The 25,557-nt window shown below is 70.2% G+C and carries 24 protein-coding genes; 5 read left to right on the top strand and 19 right to left on the bottom strand.

Translation table 11 applies throughout. The features are described 5' to 3' along the window. Positions 1-17: 17 nt before the first annotated feature. The 5 genes from K0817_RS16725 to K0817_RS16705 all read right to left on the bottom strand — a co-directional run bounded on the left by K0817_RS16725 (position 18) and on the right by K0817_RS16705 (position 5,099). Positions 18-656 (bottom strand): hypothetical protein, encoded by a 639-nt coding sequence (locus tag K0817_RS16725; protein ID WP_253735465.1) that lies wholly within the window; start codon positions 654-656, stop codon positions 18-20. A gap of 7 nt (positions 657-663) precedes the next feature. Next, positions 664-1,551, bottom strand: coding sequence for a carbohydrate ABC transporter permease (locus tag K0817_RS16720; protein ID WP_219982833.1), 888 nt, complete (start codon positions 1,549-1,551; stop codon positions 664-666). Then, positions 1,548-2,510, bottom strand: coding sequence for a carbohydrate ABC transporter permease (locus K0817_RS16715; RefSeq protein WP_219982832.1), 963 nt, complete (start codon positions 2,508-2,510; stop codon positions 1,548-1,550). The genes K0817_RS16720 and K0817_RS16715 overlap by 4 nt, the downstream gene beginning before the upstream one ends. Before the next feature lie 71 nt (positions 2,511-2,581). Continuing rightward, entirely contained in the window at positions 2,582-3,913 is a 1,332-nt protein-coding gene (locus tag K0817_RS16710; protein WP_219982831.1) for an ABC transporter substrate-binding protein, read from the bottom strand. Between the two features lie 109 nt (positions 3,914-4,022). Next, complete coding sequence (locus K0817_RS16705) at positions 4,023-5,099, bottom strand: substrate-binding domain-containing protein (protein ID WP_219982830.1); 1,077 nt, start codon at positions 5,097-5,099, stop codon at positions 4,023-4,025. 92 nt (positions 5,100-5,191) lie between these two features. Between K0817_RS16705 and K0817_RS16700 the strand changes: the two genes are divergently transcribed. From K0817_RS16700 to dcd, 3 genes are all read left to right on the top strand, one after another. Then, entirely contained in the window at positions 5,192-7,195 is a 2,004-nt protein-coding gene (locus tag K0817_RS16700; protein WP_253735464.1) for a DUF2264 domain-containing protein, read from the top strand. A gap of 32 nt (positions 7,196-7,227) precedes the next feature. After that, entirely contained in the window at positions 7,228-8,199 is a 972-nt protein-coding gene (locus tag K0817_RS16695; protein ID WP_253735463.1) for a hydroxyacid dehydrogenase, read from the top strand. A gap of 96 nt (positions 8,200-8,295) precedes the next feature. Further along, the gene (gene dcd, locus K0817_RS16690) at positions 8,296-8,901 is read left to right on the top strand and encodes a dCTP deaminase (RefSeq protein ID WP_219982829.1); all 606 of its coding nucleotides are present in this window, start codon (positions 8,296-8,298) and stop codon (positions 8,899-8,901) included. A gap of 13 nt (positions 8,902-8,914) precedes the next feature. On the opposite strand, the gene K0817_RS16685 is transcribed toward dcd, so the two are convergent. The 14 genes from K0817_RS16685 to K0817_RS16620 form a co-directional block, all read right to left on the bottom strand. Then, positions 8,915-9,820 carry a hypothetical protein gene (locus K0817_RS16685; protein WP_219982828.1) on the bottom strand — a complete coding sequence of 302 codons (906 nt, stop codon included), beginning with the start codon at positions 9,818-9,820 and terminating at the stop codon, positions 8,915-8,917. Between the two features lie 44 nt (positions 9,821-9,864). Continuing rightward, the gene (locus K0817_RS16680) at positions 9,865-10,863 is read right to left on the bottom strand and encodes a magnesium and cobalt transport protein CorA (RefSeq protein WP_219982827.1); all 999 of its coding nucleotides are present in this window, start codon (positions 10,861-10,863) and stop codon (positions 9,865-9,867) included. Positions 10,864-10,969: 106 nt separating this feature from the next. Then, positions 10,970-11,932 carry an NAD(P)/FAD-dependent oxidoreductase gene (locus tag K0817_RS16675; RefSeq protein WP_219982826.1) on the bottom strand — a complete coding sequence of 321 codons (963 nt, stop codon included), beginning with the start codon at positions 11,930-11,932 and terminating at the stop codon, positions 10,970-10,972. Beyond that, positions 11,925-12,254 carry a ferredoxin gene (gene fdxA / locus K0817_RS16670; protein WP_219982825.1) on the bottom strand — a complete coding sequence of 110 codons (330 nt, stop codon included), beginning with the start codon at positions 12,252-12,254 and terminating at the stop codon, positions 11,925-11,927. The genes K0817_RS16675 and fdxA overlap by 8 nt, the downstream gene beginning before the upstream one ends. Beyond that, on the bottom strand, positions 12,251-13,669 hold the full coding sequence (locus K0817_RS16665; RefSeq protein WP_219982824.1) for an FAD-dependent oxidoreductase: 1,419 nt from the start codon (positions 13,667-13,669) through the stop codon (positions 12,251-12,253). Before K0817_RS16665 ends, fdxA begins: the two co-directional genes overlap by 4 nt. Next, positions 13,666-14,535 carry a uroporphyrinogen-III C-methyltransferase gene (gene cobA / locus K0817_RS16660; RefSeq protein WP_219982823.1) on the bottom strand — a complete coding sequence of 290 codons (870 nt, stop codon included), beginning with the start codon at positions 14,533-14,535 and terminating at the stop codon, positions 13,666-13,668. Before cobA ends, K0817_RS16665 begins: the two co-directional genes overlap by 4 nt. Next, positions 14,532-15,416: an ABC transporter permease gene (locus K0817_RS16655; RefSeq protein ID WP_219982822.1), complete on the bottom strand. Its 885-nt coding sequence runs from the start codon at positions 15,414-15,416 to the stop codon at positions 14,532-14,534. Before K0817_RS16655 ends, cobA begins: the two co-directional genes overlap by 4 nt. Next, positions 15,406-16,260 carry an ABC transporter ATP-binding protein gene (locus K0817_RS16650; protein WP_219982821.1) on the bottom strand — a complete coding sequence of 285 codons (855 nt, stop codon included), beginning with the start codon at positions 16,258-16,260 and terminating at the stop codon, positions 15,406-15,408. The genes K0817_RS16655 and K0817_RS16650 overlap by 11 nt, the downstream gene beginning before the upstream one ends. Before the next feature lie 21 nt (positions 16,261-16,281). Beyond that, the gene (locus K0817_RS16645) at positions 16,282-17,658 is read right to left on the bottom strand and encodes a sulfate adenylyltransferase subunit 1 (RefSeq protein ID WP_253735462.1); all 1,377 of its coding nucleotides are present in this window, start codon (positions 17,656-17,658) and stop codon (positions 16,282-16,284) included. After that, positions 17,658-18,653, bottom strand: a complete 996-nt coding sequence (gene cysD / locus K0817_RS16640; protein WP_253735461.1) for a sulfate adenylyltransferase subunit CysD — start codon at positions 18,651-18,653, stop codon at positions 17,658-17,660. The genes K0817_RS16645 and cysD overlap by 1 nt, the downstream gene beginning before the upstream one ends. After that, the gene (locus K0817_RS16635; protein WP_219982820.1) at positions 18,650-19,393 is read right to left on the bottom strand and encodes a phosphoadenylyl-sulfate reductase; all 744 of its coding nucleotides are present in this window, start codon (positions 19,391-19,393) and stop codon (positions 18,650-18,652) included. Before K0817_RS16635 ends, cysD begins: the two co-directional genes overlap by 4 nt. Continuing rightward, positions 19,390-21,144 carry a nitrite/sulfite reductase gene (locus K0817_RS16630; RefSeq protein ID WP_219982819.1) on the bottom strand — a complete coding sequence of 585 codons (1,755 nt, stop codon included), beginning with the start codon at positions 21,142-21,144 and terminating at the stop codon, positions 19,390-19,392. The genes K0817_RS16635 and K0817_RS16630 overlap by 4 nt, the downstream gene beginning before the upstream one ends. A 125-nt stretch (positions 21,145-21,269) precedes the next feature. Then, on the bottom strand, positions 21,270-21,992 hold the full coding sequence (locus K0817_RS16625) for a sirohydrochlorin chelatase (protein ID WP_253735460.1): 723 nt from the start codon (positions 21,990-21,992) through the stop codon (positions 21,270-21,272). A gap of 238 nt (positions 21,993-22,230) precedes the next feature. Beyond that, positions 22,231-23,058, bottom strand: a complete 828-nt coding sequence (locus K0817_RS16620; protein WP_253735459.1) for a hypothetical protein — start codon at positions 23,056-23,058, stop codon at positions 22,231-22,233. A 115-nt stretch (positions 23,059-23,173) separates the two neighbouring features. On the opposite strand from K0817_RS16620, the gene K0817_RS16615 reads away from it, so the two are divergent. Together K0817_RS16615 and K0817_RS16610 are read left to right on the top strand one after the other, a co-directional pair. After that, positions 23,174-23,755 carry a MarR family winged helix-turn-helix transcriptional regulator gene (locus K0817_RS16615; RefSeq protein WP_253735458.1) on the top strand — a complete coding sequence of 194 codons (582 nt, stop codon included), beginning with the start codon at positions 23,174-23,176 and terminating at the stop codon, positions 23,753-23,755. A gap of 143 nt (positions 23,756-23,898) precedes the next feature. Beyond that, positions 23,899-25,548, top strand: a complete 1,650-nt coding sequence (locus K0817_RS16610) for a BCCT family transporter (protein WP_253735499.1) — start codon at positions 23,899-23,901, stop codon at positions 25,546-25,548. Positions 25,549-25,557: the final 9 nt, after the last annotated feature.

Below are 25,557 nucleotides of genomic sequence, written 5' to 3'. Positions count from 1 at the left end.
CTCCCGTCATCCGTGCATCAGCGAGTGGTGTCGGCGCGGGAGAGCACCGCGCGCGTCGCGAACAGCAGCAGTCCGGGAACGAGGACCACCAGCGGCGCGAACATCCAGACGATCATGGCGCTGAGGGCGAGAGCCAAGAGGAGGAGCATCGAACCGCGGAGGTCACGCGTCGCATCGGCGGCGGCCTCACGGACGAGCCCGCCCCAACGCGCTGTGGGGGTCCACTGCGCGCTGGCACGCAGCAGCACGATCGCTCCGACGGCGGCGATGCCCGCCGAGACCCAGCGCAGCGGCTCGCCGCCGGGGACGACGCTGATCAGCGGGTTCGTGAGCGTGATGGCGGCCGCGGCGAAGGCCGCCGCCGAGCCGAGCGCCCACAGCCACCCGCCGCGCAGTGCGGACCAGAAATCACGAAGCAGCGTCCGGTAGGCGTGGGACTCACCGCTGATATAGCGGCGCAGATGCTGCGATCCCGCTGCGAGCGCCGGCAGTGCCGTGACGGCGGGCGCGGCTAGCAGCCCGACGGCGAGGCTCACGATGACCACCTCGGAGAACAAGCCCAGCCGCTCGCTCGACAGGGCACGGGTGACTCCGCGGGCACCCCCGGCGCGCTGCTTCGCCGGCACCGACCTCACGACCGACCTCACCACTGACACGTCGCGATCACCCCTTCAGCCCCTGTGTCGCCACGCCGTCCACGAGGTAGCGCTGGAAGATCAGGAAGAAGAGGAACACGGGAATGAGTGCCAGCACGGCCATGGCCATCTGCGCACCGTAGTCGGCAGCCGAGCTTTGGTCGACGAACAGGCGAAGCGCGATCGGAAGCGTGTAGAGGTCCGGATCCTTCAAATAGAGCAGAGGGCCGAAGAAGTCATTCCACGTCCAGATGAAGGTGAAGATCGCACACGTCACCAGCGCGGGTTTGAGCAGCGGAAGCATGATCGACCAGAAGGTGCGGTAGTGGCCGGCGCCGTCGATGCGGGCTGCCTCGTCCAGTTCACGAGGCAGTCCCCGCAGGAACTGCACCATCAGGAAGACGAAGAAGGCCTCAGTGGCCAGGAACTTTCCCAGCAGCAGCGGCGTGAAGGTGTTCACCAGCCCGAAGGCGTTGAACATGATGTACTGCGGGATGATCACGACGTGGAACGGCAGCAGCAACGTGCCGATCATGATGCCGAAGTACACGGTGCGCCCCGGGAAGTTGATGCGAGCGAACGCGTACGCGGCGAGCGCGGACGACAGGACGACGCCGACCACGGATAGGACCGCCAGGATCGTCGAGTTCTGAAAGAAGGTCCAGAACGACACTCCACCGATTCCGCCCAGCGCCTTGTCGTAATTGTCGAGCGTCACCTCCCGGGGGAGCAGGTCGGCGTTTCCGACGATCTGCGCCGACGGCTTGAAGGTGGACAGCAGCATCCACGCCACCGGATAGAGGATGACGACCAGAAGCGCGAGGACGACGACGTGGAAGACCACTTCTTTGCGGGTCCAGCGACGTCGCGGCGGCTTGGCCGCCTTCGCCGTCACGACGAGTTGCGTAGCGCTCATCGGCCCTCATCTCCTGCGTAGTGCACCCAGAACTTCGAACTGCGGAAGAAGATCACCGTGATCACGGCGATCACCAGCACCAGGACCCATGCCATGGCAGAGGCGTATCCCATCTGAAAGTCGCGGAAGCCGCGGAAGTAGAGGTACAGCGTGTAGAACAGCGTCGATCGAGCCGGACCGCCGGTGCCGCCGGAGATGATGAACGCCGAGGCGAAGACCTGGAACGCGTTGATGGTCTCGAGCAGCAGATTGAAGAAGATGACCGGCGAGAGCATCGGGATCGTGATCGCGCGGAACTTGCGTATCGGGCCGGCGCCGTCGACGGATGCTGCCTCGTACAACTCGTTCGGAACCTGTTTCAGCCCGGCGAGGAAGATCACCATCGGGGCCCCGAACTGCCAGATGGCGAGGAGGATGAGCAGCGGCATCGTCTTGTCGGGATCTCCCACCCAGCCGCCGGCGGGAAGGCCGAAGAACTGCTGGATGCTGTCGACCGGGCCGTTGTCGATGAACATCGCCTTCCACACCACCGCGATCGACACGGAGGCCCCGACGAGCGACGGCAGATAGAACGCGCTGCGGTAGAAGCCGCTTCCGCGGAAGGTGGCGTTGAGGATGAGCGCGACGCCGAGCGCGGCGGCGAGCTTGAGAGGCGTGCCCACCAGGACGTAGATCGCCGTCACCTTCCACGCCTGCAGATAGTCGGGGTCGCTCCACAGCCGCACGAAGTTGTCGAAACCGACCCACTCGGGCGGGGTGAAGAGGTTGTAGTCGGTGAACGCCAGGTAGAGCGACGCGGCCATCGGGCCCGCCGTCAGCAGCACGAAGCCGATCAGCCACGGGGCGAGGAAGACGTACCCGGCGCGGATGTCCGCCCAGTGCCGCCGCCGGGGCCGCATCGGTGGCGGCGGCGTGGGTGTGTCACGAGGCGCCGGGCGAGCGAGTGTGTCGGCGGTCATGTCGGTTTCCTCTCGGGCGTTGCGTGGACGGCGCTCCGGCGAGGAGCGCCGTCCACACGCGTTCGTTCGTCCTACCGGAGCGCGTTCTCCGCTTCGGCGAACCAGCGCGCCGCGGCTTCCTCGGGCGTCGCCGCACCGTAGCTGACGTCCTCGCTGATCGTGACGAACGTCTGCTCGAGCGTTCCGAGTCCGTTCACAGCGGGAGGCGCGGTGCCGTCGAGCTTGTCGGCGATCTCCTCCTGGTAGGCGAGGATCTGCGAGTCGAGCTCGTTCGCCTCGATACCCTCCGCCGCCGTTGTGGAGGCGGGAACACCGCGCGACATGCCGAAGATCGCTCCGACCTCGGGGTCGTTCACCAGGAAGTCGATGAACTCCGCGGCCCAGTCCGGGTGCTCGCTGTTCGTCGCGATCGAGAGCATCAGCCCGGGCTTGAGGAACATCCCGGTGTTGTCCGCGTCGTCGAACGGCGGCATGGTGAGCGACAGCTCGGGAGCGGCGGGACCTTCGGTGAATCGCGGCAGGAAGTTGGCCCAACTGATGTCGCTCGCGATCTCGGCCGCCCCGAGAGCATCGACGCCTTCGAACTGCGCCTGGCGCTCCCGCGGCATGACGGCTCCGGTCTCGCGCAGGGTGACGCTGCGCGACCACCACTCCGCCAGGTCGTCCTCGGTGAAGCCGAGCTCGCCGTCCTCGATGAAGGTCAGACCCTGCTGACCCAGCCAGATCTGGAAGAGCCAGAAGTACTGCGTGTAGTCGAGCGAGCCGTACACGGCGGGCGAGAGGGCGGCCCCGCTCTGGGAGATCTGCGCGAGAAGCTCGTCGTACTCGTCCCACGTGATCTCACCCTCGGGGACCTCGACGCCCAGCTGCTCGAGCAGCGGGCCGTTGTAGAGATTGGCCAGCGTACTGCTGCTCGAGGCGATGCCGTAGATCTGATCGTCCACGGCGCCGGCCTGCACGAGCGAGGGGTCGATGCCGTCGGTCTGGATCGTCTCGCCGAGGTAGTCGTCGAGGGCGAGAACGTGACCGAAGCCGCCGTACTCGGCGAGGTAGGCCAGGTCCATCTGGAAGACGTCGGGGAGGGTGCGACTGGCGGCCTCGGTGTTGCGCGCCGTCCAGTAGTCGCCGAATCCCGCGAAGCTGGTCTGGATGGTGACGTTCGGGTTGGCTTCCTCGAAGATGTCGATCGCCGCTTCGTAGCGTTCGGCACGGCTCGCGTCACCCCACCACGAGAAGTTGAGCGTGACCTCTTCCTCGGCGTCCGGAGGAGCGGCCTCGTCGGGTGTGCTGCCCGCGCAGCCGGTCAAGACGGCGAGACTGCCGACCGCGAGGATCGCTCCCCCGGCCAGGGCGTGTCGCCGGCGCCGGAACGGAGCGGCGCGGGTGAATGATCGGGATGTCATCGGAGCCTCCTTGCTCATGCCTTTTGCGGCTATGCCGGCATCGCCGGTGCAGTGCGGAGCAAATCTAGGCGCACGCGTCTGCGCGTCGTGACTAAGCGGACAAAAGCGATCAGGCGCGCGCGCCGCAGGAGGCGCGGACGGTCAGATGCGGGAGCATCGTGATGTGACGCGCCGCGGCGCTCGTGAGGTCCGGGGTCGCGATCCTCTCGGTCAGGATCCGCATCGCCTCGCGGCCGAGGTCACGGCCCGGAGCCGTCACGCTGGTCAGCGGCACCATCGCCATCCTCGCGGTGTCGTCGTCGACGGCGATCACCGCCAGATCATCGGGAACGCGGATGCCGCGATCGGACGCGAGCTCTATCAGGCGGGCCGCGTGGACGTCGGTGTGCACCAGCGCCGCCGTGGTTCCCGAGTCGAGGCACGCGTCGAGGAACCGCGTCAGTGCGTCATCGAGGGGATCACCGTCACCCTCGCCGCCCTTCGGCAGCGAGATGGTCGGGGCATTCGCCAGCGCCAGCCGTGCGACGGCGGCGCCATGTCCCACCCTGACCAGAGGCGCCGTGGGCGTGCGATCGAACGCCGCGAGGCCGACGGCGCGGTGACCGAGGTTCGCGAGGTGCTCGACGGCGAAGTCGGCACCCCTCTCGTGGTCGGTGCGTGCGCTGTCGAACCTGGCAAGGGCGGTCGACTCCAGGCGACGCTCCAGAAAGACGACGGGAACGGGGATGCTGCTCAGCCACGCGGCCAGCTCCTCCTCGGTGCGGTCGCGCATGGTCGGAGCGAAGATCACTCCGGCGACGCCGACTTCCACCAGGCGCTCCACCTGCCGCTGCTCGAGCTCCTCGCGGTACTGCGAGGTGGCGAGGATGACTCTCGTTCGCGCGCTGTGTGACGCCGCCTCCATCCCCTTCACGATCTGCGGGTAGTGGCTGACCGACCCCGGCACCACCACGCCCACGTTGGTCTTCGCCGGCTGAGGGATCGCCGGCGCACCGACGCCGATGGCGCCGCCGTGCACCCGCGCGAGCTTTCCGGCGCGCTCGAGCTCGACGATGTCACGCCGCACGGTGACCTGCGAGACGCCCAGCTGCTCGGCGGCCTCGGCCGCGCTCACGCTTCCGCGCAGCTCGAGCTCGCGCAGAATGTGCTCGTGACGCTTCCTCGGCAGCGGATGCTGTCCAGCCATGGCGAAGTCCGTTCGTCGCTGATCCGCGCCCCGGATGATCGGAATTGTCCGATAGTGCAGATGGGTTCAGGAGTGTAACGCAAGATCGGGTGGTGACAGAGACGCGCGTACCTGCAGTGACGGCACGACAGCGATGGCAGGGCGCGGCGGATGCCATGCTCGGGGCGGTCAGCCGTTTCGCATCACCCAGCGGCGCGCTGATCTCGATTCCGGGCCCCGTGAGCGCCTCCGGTTCCTGGAGCGACGGTCTCGAAGGGTTCGCGCGCACCGCACTTCTGGCTGCCTTTCGCGTGCGCGGCGCCAACGGTGCCGACCCCGAGGGGCTTCTCGAGCGCTACGCGCGCGGACTGGCGGCCGGCACCGATCCGGAACACCGGGAACGCTGGCCCACGATCGCTGAACGCCGTCAAGCGGTGGTGGAGGCGGCATCCGTCGCCATCGTCCTCTCCGAGACCCGGCCGTGGCTGTGGGACCACCTGGACCCGTCGGAGCAGCAGCGGACGGTGGAGTGGCTTGCCGGTGTGGTCGGCACGAGTGGCTACACCAACAACTGGACCTGGTTCCAGGTCATCATCGAGACCTTCCTCGCGACCGTCGGAGGCCCATGGCGGCAGGACGACCTCGACCGCTGCGCCGAGATCCAGGAGAGCCTGTACATCGGCGACGGCTGGTACTCGGACGGCGCGGGGCCCGACGGATCGCGCCGCAGCTTCGACTACTACGCCGGCTGGGCCTGGCACATCTACCCCTTGTTCCAGGCGCGCATGCGCGACGCAGCGCTTGACCAGAGGCACGGCGAGCGGCTGCGCGCATTCCTCTCGCAAGCGATCGACCTGATCGGATCGAGCGGTGCACCGCTGTTTCAGGGACGCTCGCTCACGTACCGATTCGCCATGCTTGCGCCACTATGGGCCGGGGTTCTGGCCGGGCACTCGCCCTTGCCGGCCGGACGCACCCGGGAGATCGCCGACACCGTGCTCGATCATTTCCTCGACCGCGGCGCGATCGATGAACGCGGCCTGCTCTCGATCGGATGGCACGGCGAGTTCCTGCCGATTCGTCAGCCGTACACCGGGTCGTCCTCGCCGTACTGGGCGTCCAAGGGGATGATGGGGCTCCTCCTCCCCGCCGATCACGCGGAGTGGACGGTTGAGCCGGCGCGTCCGTCACGCGACGAGGTTCGCGCTCGCTCCTTCGCCGCTCCCGGATGGCTCGTCGTCGACTCCGAGTCCGACGGTGTCGTGCGCGTCCTCAACCACGGTTCGGATGGATTCCGAGGACTCTCCGTCGGCAGCGCGCGGGCCGATAACCCCTTCTACCAGCGTCTCGGATACTCCAACGTCGCCTCGCCCGACCTCTCGCTGGAGGGTGTCGCAAGTCCGTTGGAGAGCCACGTCGCCCTCCTCGACCAGGACGGTGTTCCGTCGCATCGCGATCGGATCGAGCGCGTCTCGATCACGGACCGCATCGCGGTGTCGCATTCTCTCGTGCACTGGCTCGACACTCCTGGTCGTCGGGCCCCAGGAGGCAGAAGCATCGTCCCCGATCAGGCGGGATGGGCGTCGGTGAGGCGGGGTCCTCGCGTGTGGGTGGCGTCGGTCACGCACGGCATCCACGAACTGCGTCTGGCGTGGTGGGATGAGCGACCCGTCGAACCCCACCCCACCGCGCTCGCCGACGCCGACGGGCACTGGCGGCAGGACGAAGGGCCCTGGACGTTCCGATTCGGGGGCTGGGCGCTGCCCGTCGGACCCGAGGACACGAACGCAGGCTCGCGCCAGCCGACGAAGGCGCTGGCCCGGCGCGCGGACGGGTTGACGTCGGTCGTCGCGGGCGTGGAAGGTTTGCCGGAGCACGGAGTGACCCGTCGCGCCGGGGGCGACCCGTTCGCTCCGGCTTCGGTCACACCGTGGGCCGCGGGGCGCGCGCCGATCGGACCGGGTGAGGTCGCCGCTGCAGTCATCACGCTCGGGTCCGCCGAGACGGCCGAGCTTGCGGCTGCGCCGACCGTGCAGATCTCGACGGAACGGATCGAGATCCGCTGGCACGACGGCTCGGTCGACGTGGTCGGGCGCGAAGCGGAGGTCGCGGAGTGACGTTGTCTGCGCGCCCGCGGGCCATGTTCGCCATGCAGTCGGCAAGTCTCGTGGACGAGCTGTTCAGTACCCGCGCGAGGCGGGAGCTCGACGGCATCGTCGACGTCGACGACGTCGTCCTCACCCCCGACAGGGCGATCGAATCGTCGCCCGACGACATCGAGATCCTCATCACCGGGTGGGGTGCTCCCATCCTCGATGAGACCGCCCTCGCGCACTGGACGCGCCTTCGCGCCGTCGTGCACTCGGCAGGATCCGTGAAGCGGCTGGTCACGCCCGCGGTGTGGGAGCGCGGCATCCGTGTCTCCTCCGCCGCCGAGGTGAACGCAGTGCCCGTCGCCGAGTACACCCTCGCCGCGATTCTGCTCAGTGCCCGGGACGTCTTCCGCTCGGCACGCGACTACAGCCTGACCCAGGACCTGGGTGCGGCACGCCCACGCGGCGACGTGGGCGCGTTCGGCATCACCGTCGGCCTGATCGGAGCCTCGCGGATCGGGCGTCGCGTGCTCGAACTTCTGCGTCCGTTCGACATCGAATGCCTTCTGGTCGATCCCTCGCTGACGACGGAAGAAGCGCGGATGCTCGGGGCGGAACTGACGTCGTTGCCGAGCCTGCTGTCGCGGTCTCAGGTCGTGTCGGTCCACGCCCCCGCCCTTGCCGAGACCTATCGGATGATCGGCCGGGACGAACTGGCACTCATGGCCGACGGCGCGACGCTCATCAACACCGCGCGCGGCTCCCTCGTCGACACAGAGGCGCTCGTGGCCGAAGTCGCGGCCGACCGGCTACGAGCCGTCCTGGATGTCACCGACCCTGAACCCCTTCCGCCCGAGCACGCACTGTTCTCGCTGTCGGGTGCGACGCTCACCCCCCACATCGCCGGGTCCATCGGCAACGAGCTGCGCCGCCTCGGGCATCACGTCGTCTCGGAAGTCGAGCGCTTCGTCACAGGCGGGCAGCTGGTCGGCGAGGTCACCTACCCCGACCTGGCGCGCATCGCGTGACCGTGCGCTCAGGTCGAGCAGGGCCGAGATCGGCCGCCGCGTTCGAGTGTGACGCCGCCGGCTAGCAGCGCAGGACTGCCCCGATAGGCTGGCTGCGTGCTGCTCAGTGATCGTGACATCCGGCTCGAGATCGACGCGGGGCGCATCGGGCTCGAACCGTGGGATCCGGCGATGGTGCAGCCTTCGAGCGTCGATGTGCGGCTGGACCGCTACTTCCGTCTGTTCGACAACCACAAGTACCCGTTCATCGACCCCGCGGAGGACCAGCCCGAGCTGACGCGCCTCATCGAGGTCGATCCGGGCGAGCCGTTCATCCTCCACCCCGGCGAGTTCGCGCTCGGCTCGACCTTCGAGCTCATCTCGCTGCCCGACGACGTCGCGGCCCGCCTCGAGGGCAAGTCATCCCTCGGTCGGCTGGGGCTGCTCACGCACTCGACCGCCGGCTTCATCGACCCGGGCTTCTCGGGGCACGTGACCCTCGAGCTCTCCAACGTCGCGACCCTGCCGATCAAGCTGTGGCCCGGCATGAAGATCGGCCAGGTCTGCTACTTCCGGCTGTCGTCGCCCACCCAGAACCCCTACGGCTCCGGTCCCTACGGCAACCGGTATCAGGGGCAGCGGGGGCCCACGGCATCCCGTTCGTTCCAGAACTTCCACCGCACCGACGTGAGCGCATCGGATGCCGGGAGCCGCGGCGCCTGAGAATCAGGGTGCGTCATCCGGCTCGTGACCCATCGCCGTCGTCCGGGTTCGGTTCCGGTGCAGCCGCGAACACGCTGACCCGGTCGCCTTCGAGAACGAACTGCAGCAGAGTGCCGTCGGCGAACCGGTCGCGAAGCTCCTGCGGCGACTGGGGCCCGACGATCGCGATCGCTGTCGCGGGGAAGGGTCCGGTCCCGCACGCGCCTCCCGCGTAGAACAGACCGTCGCCGCGGCCGGAGAACACCGACAGGCACTCCATCAGGTCGGCCTCCGGCCCCATCTGCTGCGGCTGCGAGATCACGGCCAGCCCGTAGAACGGATCGAATCCTCGCGCGCCATCGGTGCGGGGCCCCCAGACGTCCGAAGGCCACTCCATGTCGGTGTCCTCGCGCAGGACGGCCACGGCACCCCTGGTCAGCTCCTGCACCGCCAGCGTCAGGCCGACGCCGAGCAGCAGGGCGGCGGCGAGGGAGCCCGCCAGGACGACGCGCATCCGTCGTCTCCACCATGGGCGCACAGGAGCGGGGTCCTCCGCCGACGGAGGGGCGGCATCCGCTGCCACGACCGCAGGCGCAGTTGCGCCGGGGTGAGCGGAGTCCGGCGCAGGGGCGAGCGTCGCCGTCCGCGCGGGTGCCGGCATGGGCGTGGCAAGCCCGGGTGCAGCTGGCGCCCCCTCGTCGGCTGCCGACGCTCGGAGCGTGATGGGGTCGGGCCCGCCCGGAGCGAGTGCGGCGGCTCGGGTCGCGGCATCCGGCCCCCTTGCAGCCTCCGCGCCCTCGTCTGACCCCGCGTCCGATCGCACCCGTGCCTCGAGTTCGCGCAGGCGGGCGAGTGCCGCCGGGTCGTCGTGGATGTCGGCGTGGCGGCCGTACGCGCGCTCGCGAAGCGCTCGCAGCTCGTCGTCGGGCTCGTGGGTCATCGATGCCATCATCCCCCACGGCCTACCCGATGGGCCGCGGTGGCTCAGAGCCAGTGACGCCGCTTGAACACCACGTACAGGGTGACCGACGTCGCAGCCATGAGCGCGAGCGCGAAGGGGTAGCCCCAGGTCCAGTGCAACTCGGGCATGTACGTGAAGTTCATGCCGTAGACCGTGCCGACCAGGGTCGGCCCGAAGAGGATCGCGGCCCAGCCCGAGATCTTCTTCACCTGTTCGTTCTGGGTCAGCGCGGTCTCGGTCTGTCGCTGGGTCACGAGCGTCGCGTTGACCGTGAGTGCGTTGTCGAGGATCACCCGGAAGGAGGACAGGCGCTCGTTGATGCGCAACGCGTGGTCGAGTACGTCGCGAAGCGAGCGCTGGAGCTCGATGTCGACGCCGTACTTGTCGGCGCCATGCAGCAGCGACTCGAGCATGCCGGTGAGCGGCTCGGTGGCGCGCTGGAACGAGATCACCTCGGACGAGAGTTCGTAGATCCGGCGCGACAGCCCGCTGTCGGCCTTTCCGAACAGCGCATCCTCGATCTCGTCGAGGTCGTTGCGCACTCCCTCGGTGACCGGGTGGTACTCGTCGACGACCTCGTCCAGGATCGCGTACAGCACCGCCTCCGGCCCGCGCGCGAGCAGCTCGGGCTGGCCTTCGAGCCGCCGGCGTACGCGGGCGAGGTCGGGCGACTCGGCGTGGCGGATCGTGACGACGAAGTCGGGACCGACGAAGACGTGCAGCTCGCCGAACTCCACCGTCTCGGTCTCGTCGATGTAGCGTGCCGGTCGCAGCACGGCGAACAGGATGTCACCGTAGCGCTCGAGCTTGGCCCGCTGATGCCCGCTGAGCGCGTCCTCGACCGAGAGGCGGTGCAGCGAGAACTCGGCCGCGACCTGAGCGACCTCCTCCGGCGTCGGGCGGAACAGTCCGATCCACGCCATGCCGCCCTCCGCGCGCATGTACTCGAAGGTCTGCTCGAGACTGCCCGGGTTGGTGATCCGCTTGCCGTCCACGTAGACGGCGTTGTCGATGATCGGCATCAGGCCAGTCTGACGGACGCCGCGGGCTGAACCGCACGCCGCGCGCGAGCGGTGTACCGGGTGAGCGGGCTCGTCCGGCTCGCCGGCGGGTTGCCGCCGGAGCGGCTCAGTGCGCGGTGCGCACGCCGACGAGGTCGTGCACCAGCACGGCCGCCGCACGCGCACCCTGCCCCGCGGCGACGATGAGCTGCTGCGGGCCCGGGGAGGCGGCATCCCCCGCGGCGTACAGTCCCGCGACCGACGTGCGTCCCGAGCGGTCGGTCACGAGGTTGCCGAACCGGTCGCGGTCGACGTCGAGTCCGCTGAGGAAGTCGAGCGCCGGATGCCACTGCGGCCGCACGAACCCGCCGTCGATCTCGACGCGGTCCCCGCCTGCCAGACGCACGGCCGTCACGGCGCCGCGGTCGCCCTCGAGGTCTTCGATCGGGCGGCGTTCGACGATGATCCCGGATGCCGCGAGCTCTGCCTCTTCGACGGTATCGACCGCGTCGGACCCGTTCGTGAAGACCGTCAGCCGATCGGTCCAGCGCGCGATGAGTCGTGCGCGGGCCGTGAGGTCGCGGGTCTCGCCGATGAGCGCGAGCGCCTTGTCCTGCAGTTCCCACGCGTCGCACGCGGCACAGCTGAAGATCGACATCCCGTAGAACGCGCGCAGGCTGGGAATCGACGGGAGCGTCTCGCGCAGTCCGGTGGCGACGACGACCGCGCGTGCCGCGATGGCGGGCGGGGTGCCCGATCCCCGGCCGTGCAGTGCCGCGATGAAGCGGCTCGCGTCGCCGGAATCCTGCTCGAGCAGCGCCGTGACCGACGTGCGATCGAAGATGCGGACGGTCGGGTACGCCGACAGCTCGGCGCGGGCGAGCTTGCGCAGCTCGAGCGGCGAGATGCCGTCGCGCGTGAGGAAGCCATGGGAACGCAGGGTCGCGGCGTTTCGCGGGCGTCCGGCGTCGACCACCAAGACGGACGCGCGCGCCCGGGCGAGGTTGAGCGCCGCCGAGAGGCCGGCCGGACCGCCGCCGACGACGACCACGTCGACCTCGGTGCCACCGGTGGCCGCGCGATCAGTCATGGCCCTCTCCCTGCGGCGGCAGTGCGGCGATGATCGGGTGGTCCTTGTGGATGACGCCCACCTTGGCGGCGCCGCCGGGCGAGCCCACATCGTCGAAGAACTCGACGTTGGCCTTGTAGTAGTCCTGCCACTCGTCGGGCAGGTCATCCTCGTAGTAGATCGCCTCCACCGGGCACACCGGTTCGCACGCACCGCAGTCCACGCACTCGTCAGGGTGGATGTACAACGACCGGTCACCCTCGTAGATGCAGTCCACCGGGCACTCGTCGATGCAGGCGCGGTCCTTGACATCGACGCAGGGAAGAGCGATCACATACGTCACAGGACCAGCGCTCCTGAGCGCGAGATGCGCACCTGCTCGTCGCGCGGCACGACCTTGACGCGCTCGCGGGTGTGCTGGTGGGAGGCGCCCAGCTCGCGCTCGTGGGCGTCGAGGGCGAGCCAGCCGTTCCACGTCGTGTACTCGACCTCGCGCTCCTCGAGCAGGGCGAGCACGTCGTCGTCGACGCGCCGTGCCGGGAGCACGCCCGCCTGCGCGTCTGCCACGAGGTGCGCGATCGTCTCCATCGCGTCGGACTTGGTGTGCCCGATCAGGCCCACGGGTCCGCGCTTGATCCAGCCGGTGGCATAGAGCCCGGGAACGACAGGGGCTTGCGCGTCGCCGGTGGCGACAGCATTCTTCACCCGTCCTTCGACGTTCGGCACGACGCCGGCGCGCTCGTCGAAGGGCGCGTCGACGACCGGTGTGCCGTAGTAGCCGACGGCGCGGTACACCTGCTGCACGGCGATCTCGCGGAACTCGCCGGTGCCCCGCACCGCGCTGCCCTCGCCGGTGGGCTCGGTGCGCTCGAAGCGGAGGCCGCTCACGTGAACAGCACCGTCGCGCTCCTCACCGAGCACCTCGACCGGTGAGTGGTAGAAGTGCAGGTGCAGACGGCGGCTGGCGCCGGTCGACTCGCGCGTGCGCCAGCTGTTCAGGATCCGCAGCATGACCTTGAGCTGGTTGTTCGCGGGCGTCAAGCCCTCGAGATACGCGAAGTCCTCGTCGTGCACGACGATGTCGACGTTCGGCACCTCGCCGAGCTCGCGCAGCTCGATCGGCGTGAACTTGATGTCGGCGGGCCCGCGGCGACCGAACACGTGCACGTCGGTGACGGCGGATGCCTCGAGCCCGGCCAGCACGTTGTCGGCGATCTCGGTCGAGCGCAGGTCGACGGCGTGCTTGGCGAGCATGCGGGCCACATCGAGGGCCACGTTGCCGTTGCCGATCACGGCGACCTCGCGCTGATCGAGCGGCCACTCGGTCGGCACATCGGGGTGTCCGTCGAACCACGCGACGAAATCGGCGGCGCCGTACGAGCCGGGCAGGTCGATGCCGGGGATATCGAGCACGGCATCGCGGATCGCGCCGGTCGCGAGGATCACGGCGTCGTAGCGCTCGCGCAGCTCGTCCAGCGCGATGTCGCGGCCGACCTCGACATTGCCGATGAACCGGGTGGTGCCGGCATCCAGCATCTCGTGCAGCGAGTTGACGATGCCCTTGATGCGCGGGTGGTCGGGCGCGACGCCGTAGCGGATCAGGCCGTAGGGCGCCGGAAGCGACTCGAGCAGGTCGATGACGACGGTGCCGCCCGCGGCGTGCACGGCGCTGGTGAGGATGTTGCCGGCGTAGATGCCCGCGGGGCCGGCGCCGACGATCGCGACGCGGAGGTTGTGGAGGTTCGACGAGGAGGTCACAGTGCGGTCTTTCCGGGGAGGGGCTCGGCGAGGGGCTCGGCGAGCGGGTCGTACGTTTCGGGCTTCAGGGTCGCGAGATCCGCGGGGGCGTAGGGGCTGAGGCGCACGACATCGCCGACGACCACGACCGCGGGGGAGCGGATGCCCCGTTCCGCGGCCTGGTGGGCGATGGTCGCGAGTGTGCCGACGGTGACCCGCTGGCGCGGCCCGTAGCCGTCCTCGACGACGGCGACCGGGCAGTCGGCGCCGCGCTCGCCGCGGGCGAGGGTGATCGCCGAGTGGGCGAGTGTGCCGACGCCCATGAGCAGCACGACCGTGTGGTCGCTGCCGCCGCCGAGCGCGCGGATCTGGTCATGGCCGGTCGCCACCGTGAAGGCCGTCGCGACTCCGCGGTGAGTGAGGGGGATGCCGGCGATCGCGGGGACCGAGACGGCGCTGGTGATCCCCGGCACGACCTCGACGGCGACGTCGGCTTCCTGGCAGGCGGCCAGCTCTTCGCCGCCCCGGCCGAAGATGTAGGGGTCGCCGCCCTTGAGGCGCACGACGGTCTTGCCGTCGAGGGCGAGCTGCACGAGAAGGGCGTTGATCGCGTCCTGGGGCACGGCGTGGTGGCCGGGCCGCTTGCCCACGTCGACGACCTCGGCACGCAGAGTCACGCCGTCGGCCGCGAGGCCGTCGAGCACCGCGCGGGCGCCCAGCCGGTCGGCGACGATCACGTCGGCCGCCTCCAGCGCCCGCAGGCCCTTGACGGTCAGCAGCCCGGCGTCGCCCGGCCCTGCCCCGACGAGCCAGACCTTGCCGGTTGCCGGGGCAGGGGTCTGGGTCCGGTCTTCGGACCCGTCGGGGAATCCGTGCGCTGCGGTCATCGTGCACCTCCGGGGTTGAGTCCGCGCCGGCGCAGCACGCCGCGCTCGATCGGGGCGAGGATCGCGAGTTCGACGACGATGCCGATCAGCAGGATCACGAGGATCGCCGCGAGCACGCCGGCCATGTCTTCGGCCTGACGGTGTTCTTGCAGCAGCGCGCCCACGCCGCCGGCAAGCCCCGTGCCCGCCGCGATGATCTCGGCGGCCAGGACGCCGCGCCACGAGAACGCCCAGCCCTGCTTGAGCCCGGCGAGGTATCCCGGCAGCGCTGCGGGGAGGATGACCGTGGTGGCCAGCCGCAGCCGGCTCGCACCGAGGACGCGCCCGACGCGACGCAGCTGCGGCGGCACCTGGTCGACCCCCGAGATGAGCCCGTTGACGATCGAGGGCACGCCGCCCATCAACACGACGAAGTACACCAGCGCGTCGGTGAGGCCGAACCACAGCGTCGCCGCCGGCACCCACGCGACGGAGGGCAGCACCATGAGTCCCGAGATGACCGGGCCGATCGCGCGACGCAGCGGCCGCACCTCGGCGAGCAAGAGGCCGAGCACCGTCCCGACCGCGATCGCGATCGCGAAGCCGATCAGCGCGCGTCCGAGGCTCGTCGCGATCGCCTGCACCAGCAGGCCGGACTCCCATGCCGCACCGAGCGCTCCGAGCACGGCCGACGGCGGCGGCAGGGTGTCGGGCCCCAGTCCGAACAGCTGCACGGCGAGCACCCACACGATCAGGAGGGCCGCTACGAAGAGGGCGGGGGGCAGTGCGGCCGCCGCGAAGCGGCGCCAGCCCGGTGTCGCGGCGGGTGCGTCGGTCTGCAGGCGATCCAGCCCCGCCTCCACCCGGCGGAGGTCATCGCGGGCGAGGGTGTCAGGCGGCATTGCGACCGATCTCCTCTCGCAGGTGGCGGGTGATCTCGACCGACAGTGCCGCGACCTCGGGTGACTCGATGCGTCGCCCCTCGGTCTTGGCGATCCGCCACTCGCGCGCCACCCGACCGGGCCGGCTCGAGAGCATGACGACGCGCTGGCCGAGCCGGGCGGCCTCGCGCACGTTGTGGGTGACGAACACGACGGTGCAGCCGGTGGCCCGCCACACGCGCTCGAGCTCCTCGTGCAGCAGGTCGCGCGTGATCGCATCCAGGGCGGCGAACGGCTCGTCCATCAGCAGCACCGGCCGCTCCTGCGCGAGCGCACGTGCCAGTGCGACGCGCTGCCGCATGCCGCCGGAGAGTTCGTGCGGGCGCTTATGGGCGGCATCCGTCAGCGCGACGACGTCCAGCAGCTCTCTCGCGCGCGTGGCGCGCGGCCGGCGCGGCACCCCTCGCAGCTTCAGCGCCAGCTCGACATTGCGCTGCGCGGTGAGCCACGGCATGAGCGCCGACTCCTGGAACATGACCGCGGCGCCGGCGCCGGGGGTCGTGATGGTTCCGGCGGCCGGGCGGTCGAGGCCTGCGATGAGGTTCAGCAGGGTCGACTTGCCGCATCCGGACGCACCGACCAGGCACACGAACTCGCCGGGAGCGATGTCGAGGCTGATGTCGTCCAGCACGAGAGGGCCGCGGCCGTACCGCTGGCTGACGTTCGCGACCCGCACGGCCGGCGCCGGCGCGGGAGCTGCCGGGGCGGGCGGTGCCGTCAGGTCGAAGCTCGGTCCCAGACGTGTCGCCGGGACGCCCGAGACCGCCGCGCCGGTGGCACGGGGCGAAGACGTCGAGGCGGTCATGTCATGGCTCCGGTCGGCGATTCAGTCGCGCACGATGCCGGCGGCGAGCGTCGCGCCGTCGGACGGGTGGATCACGAGGAACGAGCCCCCGTGACGGCTTGCCCGGTACGCCTCGAGCGGCAGGTCGGCCGCAAGGCGGATCCGCACGCGGCCGATGTCGTTGGTCTGCAGCGACATTGGTGCTCCATCCGCCTGGGCCGGCTCGTGGGTGAGCGCCTCGAGGTCGTAGCGCGACTCGATCTGCGTGACGATCGCCTGCACGGTCGCGGTGCCGTGCTTGACGAGGACACGGATGCCGGGGGTCAGCGTCCGCGCATCGAGCTGGAACAGCTCGGCGTCGAACTCGCGGCGCGCCGTCGGCAGAGTGCCGGCTGCCACCACGAGCGCACCCCGGGCGGTGTCGACGTCGTCGGCGAGCTCCAGAGAGACCGACTGGGGCGCCACGGCCTCGTCGACGTCGGTGCCCGCCGCGCGGATGCCGGTCACGGTCGTCGCGATACCCGACGGGAAGATCTCCACCGCGTCGCCGACCCGAACGGTTCCGCTGGCGATGCGACCGGCGACCGCGCGGTAGTCCCGCAGCCGCTCGGCGGCCTCCGGGTCGGCCGCGATCTCGGGTGCGAGCCCGCCCTGGGGTCGCAGCACGAGCTGCACCGGAAGGCGGAGCGGCTCCAGTTCCTGCTCCAGCTCGTCGGCGCCCGGGAGCGTCTCGAGCAGCTCGAGCAGTGCCGGTCCGTCGTACCAGGGGGTGCGCTCGGAGTGGTCGACGATGTTGTCGCCCTCGAGCGCCGACACCGGCAGCACGTGCAGGTCGTCGATGCCGAGCTCGGTCGCGACGGCGTGTGCCTGTGCCGAGACGTCGGCGAAGGCATCCGCGTCGAATCCGGTCAGGTCGATCTTGTTGACCGCGACGATCACGTGCGGCACCCGCAGCAGCGCGACCACCGCGAGGTGGCGGCGGGTCTGCTCGACGACGCCCTTGCGCGCGTCCACCAGCACGACGACCGCGTCCGCGGTGGTGGCGCCGGTCACCATGTTGCGGGTGTACTGCACGTGGCCGGGGCAGTCGGCGAGCACGAACGAGCGGGTTCCGGTCGAGAAGTAGCGGTAGGCGACATCGATCGTGATGCCCTGCTCCCGCTCGGCGCGCAGGCCGTCGGTGAGCAGCGCGAAGTCGAATTCGCCGTGCGCGAAGCCGCGATCGGCCGACGTGCGCGCGACCTGCTCGAGCTGATCGGCGAGGATCGCCTTCGAATCGTGCAGCAGCCGGCCCACGAGCGTGGACTTGCCGTCGTCGACCGAGCCGGCGGTGGCGAAGCGGAACAGCGTCGGCTCGGCTCCGGTCGTATCCGCCGCCGATCGAGTAGCCGAGGAACGAGGCGTATCGAGATCGAGCATCAGAAGTACCCGTCCTTCTTGCGGTCTTCCATCGCCGCTTCGCTGAGCCGGTCGTCGGCGCGGGTCGCGCCACGCTCGGTGAGGGTCGAGACGGCGACCTCGGCCACGATGTCGCCGAGGGACGCGGCATCCGATTCCACCGCTCCGGTGCAGCTCATGTCGCCGACCGTGCGGTAGCGCACCGTGCGCACCTCGACGGGCTCGTGCTCGCGCGGCGGTGAGAACGGCCCGACCGGGCGCCACATGCCGTCGCGCAGGTAGACCTCGCGCTCGTGGGCGAAGTACAGCGGCGGCAGCGCGATGCCCTCGCGCTCGATGTAGCGCCACACGTCGAGCTCGGTCCAGTTCGAGATCGGGAAGGCGCGCACGTGCTGACCCGGAGTGTGGCGCCCGTTGTAAAGGCTCCACAGCTCGGGGCGCTGGTTGCGCGGATCCCACTGCCCGAACTCGTCGCGCAGCGAGATGATGCGCTCCTTGGCGCGGGCCTTGTCTTCATCGCGTCGCGCCCCGCCGAAGACGGCGTCGTGACGGCCGGCGGCGATCGCATCCAGGAGCGGCAGCGTCTGCAGCGGGTTGCGGGTGCCGTCGGCGCGCTCGTGCAGGCGACCGTCGTCGATGTAGTCCTGCACGCGGGCGACTTCGAGACGGATGCCGAGACGCTCGACGGTCTCGTCGCGGAAGGCCAGCACCTCGGGGAAGTTGTGCCCGGTGTCGACGTGCAGCACCGGGAAGGGGACCCGCCCGGGCGCGAACGCCTTGGTGGCCAGGTGCAGCACCACGACGGAGTCCTTGCCGCCCGAGAACAGCAGCACGGGGCGCTCGAACTCGGCGACCACCTCGCGGATGACGTGGATCGCCTCGGCCTCGAGCAGATCGAGCGTCGAGAGTGCGGGGCGTTTCGTCTCGTCGCTGCGCTCCTCGCTCGACGACCGGGAACTCTCGGTCGTCGAGCGAGCGGAGCGAGACGAAACGCCGTCGATGGTTTCGAGGGTCATACGTGCAGCCCGCATTCCGTCTTCGAGAGGCCGGCCCATCGGCCGGATCGGGGGTCTTCGCCGGGGGCGACCGGCTTGGTGCACGGCTCGCAGCCGATCGAGGGGTAGCCGTTCGACACCAGGAGGTTCACCGGCACGTTGTGCTCGCCGGCGTAGTCGAGCAGGTCGTCGAAGGTCCACGCGGCAACGGGGTTCACCTTGACCAGGCCGTTGCGCTCGTCCCACGTCACGAGCGGCGTGTTCGTGCGGGTCGGGGCCTCGTCGCGGCGGACGCCGGTGAACCACAGCTCGTAGCCGCCGAGGGCGTCCTTGAGGGGGCCGACCTTGCGGCGCTCGCAGCACAGTGCGGGATCGCGGTCGTGCAGCTTCGCGCCGAATTCCGCGTCCTGCTCGGCCACGGTCTGTTGCGGCAGAACGTCGACGATGCGCACGTCGAGCACGCGGGCCACCTCGTCGCGCGTGAAGCGCGTCTCGGCGAAGTGGTAGCCCGTGTCGAGGAACAGCACGTCCACGCCGGGCAGCTGCTCGGCCACCAGGTGCGGCAGGGCGGCATCGGCCATCGAGCACGCGACGGCCGCGGCATCCGTCCCGAAATTCCGGGCCACCCACGCGATGACCTCGACGGGGGATGCCTCGTGCTCGGTCAGGCTGCCGAGCTCGATGTTGCCCTGCTCGGCGAGGGCCTTGAGCTCTTCGCGCGAGCGCTTCACGGCGACGCGGGGTGCCAGCGACACGGTCATTGGAGACTCTCCTCTTCGGCGCGGTGGGCCCACTCGGCGAAGGTCTCGTCGGCGGCGGTGTCGCGCTCGGCGAGGAAGCGCCGCACGACGCGATCGACGTAATCGGCGATGCCGTCGGCGGCGACCTTGAGCCCGCGCACCGTGCGGCCCAGGCCCGGCTCCTCACGGTTCTGCGACGCCAGCCCGCCGCCCAGGTGCACCTGGTAGCCGGGCACCTGCTCGCCGTCGATCGTGACCAGCTGGCCCTTGAGCCCGATGTCGGCGGTCTGGATGCGCGCGCACGAGTTGGGGCATCCGTTGACGTGGAGCGAGAGCGGATGCGGCAGCTCGAAGCCCTTCAGGCGCTCTTCGAGGTCGAGCACGGCCGCCGTCGCGTTGACCTTGGTCTCGACGATCGCGAGCTTGCAGAACTCGATGCCCGTGCACGCGATCGTGCCGCGGCGCAGCAGGCTCGGGCGCGCCTGCAGGCCGAGGGCGTCGAGCTCGGCGATGAGCGGCTCGACATTGGCCTCCGGCACGTCGAGGATCACGAGCTTCTGGTGCGGCGTCGTGCGCAGCCGCGTCGATCCGTGCTTCTCGAGCGCATCGGCGAGCTTCGCGAGCGTCGGGCCCGCCACGCGACCGACGATGGGGGTGACGCCGATGTAGAACAGGCCGTCCTTCTGCCGGTGTACGCCGACGTGGTCGCCCTGCGACTTCGGCTTGGGTGCGGCGGGGCCGTCGGGAAGCGCGTAGCCGAGGTACTCGTCCTGCAGCACCTGCCGGAACTTCTCGGCGCCCCACTCGGCGAGCAGGAACTTCAGGCGCGCTTTGTTGCGCAGCCGGCGGTAGCCGTAGTCGCGGAAGATCTGGGCGACGCCGTGCCAGGCATCCGCCACCTGATCCGGCCGGACGAACACGCCCAGGCGCTCGCCGAGACGGGGAGTGGTCGACAGCGCGCCGCCCACCCACAGGTCGTAGCCGACACCGAGGTCGGGGTGCTCCACCGCCACGAACGCGACGTCGTTGATCTCGTGCACGACGTCCTGGCTGGGGTGCCCGGTGATGGCCGACTTGAACTTGCGCGGAAGGTTCGCCAGCGATGCGTCGCCGAGGAATCGGCCGGTGATCTCGTTGATCTGCGTCGTCGGGTCGATGAGTTCGTCGGCGGCGATGCCGGCCACGGGCGAGCCGAGGATGACGCGGGGCACGTCGCCGCACGCCTCGGTGGTGCCCAGGCCCACGGCTTCCAGGCGGCGCCAGATCTCGGGCACGTCCTCGACGCGGATCCAGTGCAGCTGGATGTTCTGGCGGTCGGTGATGTCGGCGGTGTCGCGACCGAACTCGGTGGAGATGCCCGCGATCACGCGCAGCTGCTCGGTGGTCAGCTGCCCGCCGTCGATGCGCACGCGCATCATGAAGTACTCGTCTTCGAGCTCGTGCGGCTCGAGCGTCGCGGTGCGGCCGCCGTCGATGCCGGGCTTGCGCTGCGTGTACAGGCCCCACACCCGGAATCGGCCGTGCAGATCGGTCGGGTCGATCGAGGCGAAGCCGCCCTTCGAGTAGACCTTCTCGATGCGGTCGCGCACGCTCAGGCCGTCGTCGACCTGCTTCCATTCCTCGTTGCCGTTGAGGGGCGTGGTGCCGTCGATCTTCCACTGGCCGTTGGGCTTGGACGACGGCCGAGGCGGGCGTGCGGTCGCTCCGCCGGGGCGGGTCGTCGCCGTCTCACGCCGTGGCGTGGGGCGGGGTTCGGTGTCGCTGATGGTCACGGTGGCCTCCGGATCACCCGGGCGTCCCCGGGCAGGACTCTATCGAGTCCATTCCGTGAGGCTAGAAGCGGCCGACCGCCTGACCTATCCGAGTGTCAAGGTGCGTTAACCGACGTAATGCGGCGTCATACAGTTGCGGCGCCGCCGGACTCGGTCCGACAAGCGCTGTCGTAGCGGTCGATCACGAGATCGACCAGGCCGGGCGCGGGTTCGTCGTCATCGAGCAGGGGACGTGCCACCGGTGCAGTGCCGGCGAGTCGCACGGCCAGGTCGTGGAAGTACCCCGGGGCGAGGAGGTAGTTCGCCACGACCACGCGCTCCGCGTTCCCCGACACCCGCGTGACCGCGACGTCGAGCCTCGGGTCGGCGGCCGCGAGGAAGCCGACCTCGACGTCTCGGTCGAGCCGGTCGCCCAGCATCCGTCCCACCTCGCGGCAGTCCTCGTTCGCCCGCTCATCGCTGGAACCGGCGACGGCGAGCACGACAGCGTCGTCGGCCGCGAGGCCGAGCGGTTCGAGGCGCATCGTCAGTGCGTCGACCAGTCGGGGGTCGGGTCCCATCGCGGCGGCGATGACGACGCCGTCGCGGCCGGCCGTCTGCTTCTTCAGGTCGACACGCACGTGGTAGCCCGCCGACAGCAGCAGCGGCACGATCACGACGGGCTGCCCGCCGGGGAGTGCGTCCAGGGATGCCGCGACATCGGGCTGCTGCACGTCCACGTGGCCGAGCCGCACCGTCACCTGAGGCAGGCGTCGTGCGACCGCCTCGACGAGAGCCGAGACGGCCGCTTGGCCTGCGGGGGATGAGGTGCCGTGCGAGATCGCGAGGAGAGCGGGCGTCGAGGTCACGCGCCCCATTGTGCCGGGCCTGTGTGGCAGGCGCGTTACGCGGCCGAGCACAACATCGGATCCGCAGGTGCGGACGCACAACACGACACGCCGCGTTCGAACGGGTCGAACACGGCGTGTCGGCGGAGGTGTCCGCTCCCGCGGATCCGAGGGAAGGGACGGGAGGGGTCCCCACGGCCCCTCCGCTCGCCGCTGGCGCGTCGAGCGGAGCCTCCGGCCGCGTGGGCCCAGCTGCGGCTCAGGCCGCGCCGGACTCCCGGCCGCGAGCGAACCCGGCCTCGAAGCCGCGCTCGTACGCGCCCTGCGCGCCGCGCTCGCCGTCCCCGCGACCGCGACCGTGGGGTGGGAAGCCGTGGCCGCCGTGGGGGCCGTGGCCGCCGTGAGGACCGTGGCCGTGGCATCCGTCGCCGGAGTCGTGTCCGGAGAAGGGCTCGTCACCGCGCTCGGCGGGGCGGCCGGGTCGACCCGGGGCGAAGCCGCGGTGGCGGTTAGGTCCTGCTCCGAAGCGGATCTCGGGGCGGAACGGGCGGCCGAAGCCGCCGAACCCGCCGAAGCCCGGACCACGCGGAAAGCCGCGACCGGGCGCCTCGTTCTCGTCCCAGCCGAGTTCGCGGGCCATCGCCTCGAGCGAGCTCGTGGTGGTGGCGAAGGCCTCGGCGCCCACGGCGTCGACCAGGCGGGAGCGGATGCCATCGACGATCTCGCCGATGCGCTCCTTCTCGGCACGGCCGGTGTCGGTCAGAGTCCAGGTGCCGTCCCCGCTCTCCTCGGCCCAGCCGCGGGTCTCGAGCGTCCGCAGGCGCTTGCCCTTGCGGGCGAGGCGCTCGCGGAGTCCGGGGGCGTCGACGTCGCCCGACAGGAGGTTCAGCAGCATCCACTCCCGGCGCGAGATGCCCTCGGCCTCGAAGGCCTCGGCGAATCGCTGCGTGAGCAGGCCGTCGACCACGCGCAGCCAGTAGCCGAGGGGCCGCTGGTCGGTGGGCACGTGCTCGGTGGGCACGTGCTCGGTGGGAAGTTCCTCGTTGGAGAGGTCCTCATTTTCTTTGTCTTCGTTCTGGGTGTTCATGACAAGTCCTTTCTGGGGCGGCGCCGAGCGCCGCCGGGGTTACATGTCGAAGTGCATGTACATGCAGTGTGACATGTAACTCGAGTGCATGTCAACCCGCATGTAAATTGAAGGCATGCCCTCTCGACCCGACGATCCCGCCGACGCCATCGCCGCCGCGCTCGCCCGGCTGCGCGGGCGGCGCATGCCACGGCCGCCGTGGGGTGACGGTCCTCCGCCACCCGCCGGCGGGCACGCCGGCCCCCATCCCGCGGGCACGCAGGGCGTCGGTCACCACCCCTTCCCGCACGGCGGCGGGCGCGGCGGCCCGCCGTGGGGGCGCGGCCACGGCGGGCCGCCCTGGGGTGCCCCTCGCATCGGCGGCCCCGCGCGCATGAGGCTGCTCGAGGCGCTGGCCGCGGCATCCCATCCCCTCTCGGTGGGCGAGATCGCCGATGCGGTCGGTGTCGACCAGCCGCGGGCCTCGCGGCTCGTGCAGCAGTCGGTCGAACTCGATCTGGTGCGCCGTGAGGCAGACCCCGACGACGCGCGACGCACGAGAGTGGCGCTGACGGATGCCGGATCCCGCCTGGTGCGCGGATTCCGAGGTGAGCGGCGCAACGCGATGGATGCCGCGCTCACGGCATTCACCGACGATGAACGCGCCGAGCTGGCACGACTGCTCACCAAGCTCGCCGACTCCTGGCCGCAGCGGTAGCGCTTGGCCGCCCGGTGGCGGCTCGCTAGCGTGAAGCCGTGACCGACGATGAGAACACTCAGCCCGAGGCACCCCCGGATGCCGGACCCGCGACACCGACCAGTGGGTCGGCGCCTGCCGGCGTCGACCCGCTTCCGCCCACGGTGCCGGCCGCGCCGCCCGCGCCGGGCGCCGGCATCCAGCGGTGGGTCTTCTGGCCCGCCGCAGCCGTCGTCCTGACCTTCAGCGCGTTCGCCATCATCGCGCCGCGCGCCGCGGAGGCGATGTTCGCCGCGATCCAGTCGACGATCGTCAACGCCTTCAACTGGTACTACGTTCTGATCGCCGCCTTCTTCGTCGCATTCGCCTTGGTGATGGGCTTCTCGCGGTTCGGCGACATCAAGCTCGGTAGAGACGACGACAAGCCCGAGTTCTCGGTCGGGGCCTGGTTCTCGCTCCTCTTCGCGGCGGGAATGGGCATCGGCCTGGTCTTCTACGGCGTCAGTGAGCCGCTGAGTCACTTCGTCGATCCCCGGCCGGGCGTCGTGGGCACGCCCGAGCAGCTCGCGCAGCAGGCGCTCACCCAGACGTATCTGCACTGGGGCGTGCAGGCGTGGGCGATCTATGTGGTGGTCGGTCTGGGGCTGGCCTACGCGATCCACCGTCGGGGGCGGCCGATCTCGATCCGGTGGACGCTCGAGCCCGTGCTCGGGCGCAAACGCGTCGAGGGCCCGTGGGGCCATGCGATCGACGTCGTGGCGCTCGCGGGCACTCTCTTCGGTGTGGCCACGTCGCTCGGGCTTGGTGTGCTCCAGATCAGCTCAGGGCTCGAGTCCGCAGGCCTCGCCGAGCCCACCCCGGGCGTGCAGGTCGCGATCATCGGCGTCATCACCGTCCTGGTGCTCCTGTCGGTCCTCTCGGGCGTCACGCGGGGCATGAAATGGCTGTCGTCGGCGAACCTCATGCTGGCCGGGTTGCTCCTGGCGTACGTCCTGGTGTTCGGACAGACCGAGTTCCTGCTGCGCGAATGGGTGCAGTCCATCGGCGGATACATCCAGAACTACATCGGCCTGTCGTTCACGGTGAGCGCGTTCCAGGGTGCGGCGGGCGAGGCGTGGCAGGCGGCGTGGACGTCGTTCTACTGGGGCTGGTGGATCTCGTGGTCGCCGTTCGTCGGCATCTTCATCGCGCGCATCTCGCGCGGACGCACCGTGCGAGAGTTCGTGCTCGGCGTCATCATCGTGCCGACGATGCTCGGCATCCTGTGGTTCGCCGTGCTCGGCGGCTCGGCGCTGTACCTCGAACTGCACGATCCCGGCTCGATGACCCTCCCCGACGGCACCGTCGATCTCGAGGGCTCGATCTTCCAGCTGCTCCGTCACTTCCCCGGCACCACCGTGCTCACGGCCGGAGTGATCCTGCTCGTGACGATCTTCTTCGTCACCTCGTCCGACTCCGGTGCTCTCGTGATGGGCATGATCGCCACCGGCGGCAACCAGGAGCCGGCCAAGTGGGTGCGCACCTTCTTCACCCTCGTGACCGCGCTGCTGGCGGTCGCGCTCCTGCTGACGGGTGGGCTCACGGCGCTGCAGACGGCGGCGATCACGATCGCCCTGCCGTTCAGTGTCGTCATGCTGCTGATGTGCTGGGCGACCGTCGTGGCGTTCCGGCGCGAGCGGCGCGCGTACGAGCACGCGCGGCGAGACGCGTTCGTCGAGCGCATCGGCGACTACTACGGGCTCGAGGTGGAAGAACCCGATCAGCGGGGCGTTCGATGGCCCCGGCTGCCGCGTTGGCTGCGGCATCCGCGCTGACCCGCTGCA

It is taken from the genome of Microbacterium sp. HD4P20 (assembly GCF_019449275.2).
GTDB lineage: Bacteria > Actinomycetota > Actinomycetes > Actinomycetales > Microbacteriaceae > Microbacterium.
The sequence above is the reverse complement of the archived record's forward strand: the minus strand, read 5'-3'. Positions and strand labels throughout refer to the sequence as shown.

Coding starts and splice junctions, on each gene's coding strand:
- K0817_RS16720 (WP_219982833.1), bottom strand. CDS start 1,551: ATGAGCGCTACGCAACTCGTCGTGACGGCGAAGGCGGCCAAGCCGCCG.
- K0817_RS16645 (WP_253735462.1), bottom strand. CDS start 17,658: ATGCTCGATCTCGATACGCCTCGTTCCTCGGCTACTCGATCGGCGGCG.
- K0817_RS16635 (WP_219982820.1), bottom strand. CDS start 19,393: ATGACCGTGTCGCTGGCACCCCGCGTCGCCGTGAAGCGCTCGCGCGAA.
- K0817_RS16705 (WP_219982830.1), bottom strand. CDS start 5,099: ATGGCTGGACAGCATCCGCTGCCGAGGAAGCGTCACGAGCACATTCTG.
- K0817_RS16650 (WP_219982821.1), bottom strand. CDS start 16,260: ATGACCGCCTCGACGTCTTCGCCCCGTGCCACCGGCGCGGCGGTCTCG.
- K0817_RS16655 (WP_219982822.1), bottom strand. CDS start 15,416: ATGCCGCCTGACACCCTCGCCCGCGATGACCTCCGCCGGGTGGAGGCG.
- K0817_RS16710 (WP_219982831.1), bottom strand. CDS start 3,913: ATGACATCCCGATCATTCACCCGCGCCGCTCCGTTCCGGCGCCGGCGA.
- K0817_RS16620 (WP_253735459.1), bottom strand. CDS start 23,058: ATGAACACCCAGAACGAAGACAAAGAAAATGAGGACCTCTCCAACGAG.
- K0817_RS16615 (WP_253735458.1), top strand. CDS start 23,174: ATGCCCTCTCGACCCGACGATCCCGCCGACGCCATCGCCGCCGCGCTC.
- K0817_RS16675 (WP_219982826.1), bottom strand. CDS start 11,932: ATGACTGATCGCGCGGCCACCGGTGGCACCGAGGTCGACGTGGTCGTC.
- K0817_RS16715 (WP_219982832.1), bottom strand. CDS start 2,510: ATGACCGCCGACACACTCGCTCGCCCGGCGCCTCGTGACACACCCACG.
- K0817_RS16695 (WP_253735463.1), top strand. CDS start 7,228: ATGCAGTCGGCAAGTCTCGTGGACGAGCTGTTCAGTACCCGCGCGAGG.
- cysD (WP_253735461.1), bottom strand. CDS start 18,653: ATGACCCTCGAAACCATCGACGGCGTTTCGTCTCGCTCCGCTCGCTCG.
- K0817_RS16685 (WP_219982828.1), bottom strand. CDS start 9,820: ATGACCCACGAGCCCGACGACGAGCTGCGAGCGCTTCGCGAGCGCGCG.
- cobA (WP_219982823.1), bottom strand. CDS start 14,535: ATGACCGCAGCGCACGGATTCCCCGACGGGTCCGAAGACCGGACCCAG.
- K0817_RS16680 (WP_219982827.1), bottom strand. CDS start 10,863: ATGCCGATCATCGACAACGCCGTCTACGTGGACGGCAAGCGGATCACC.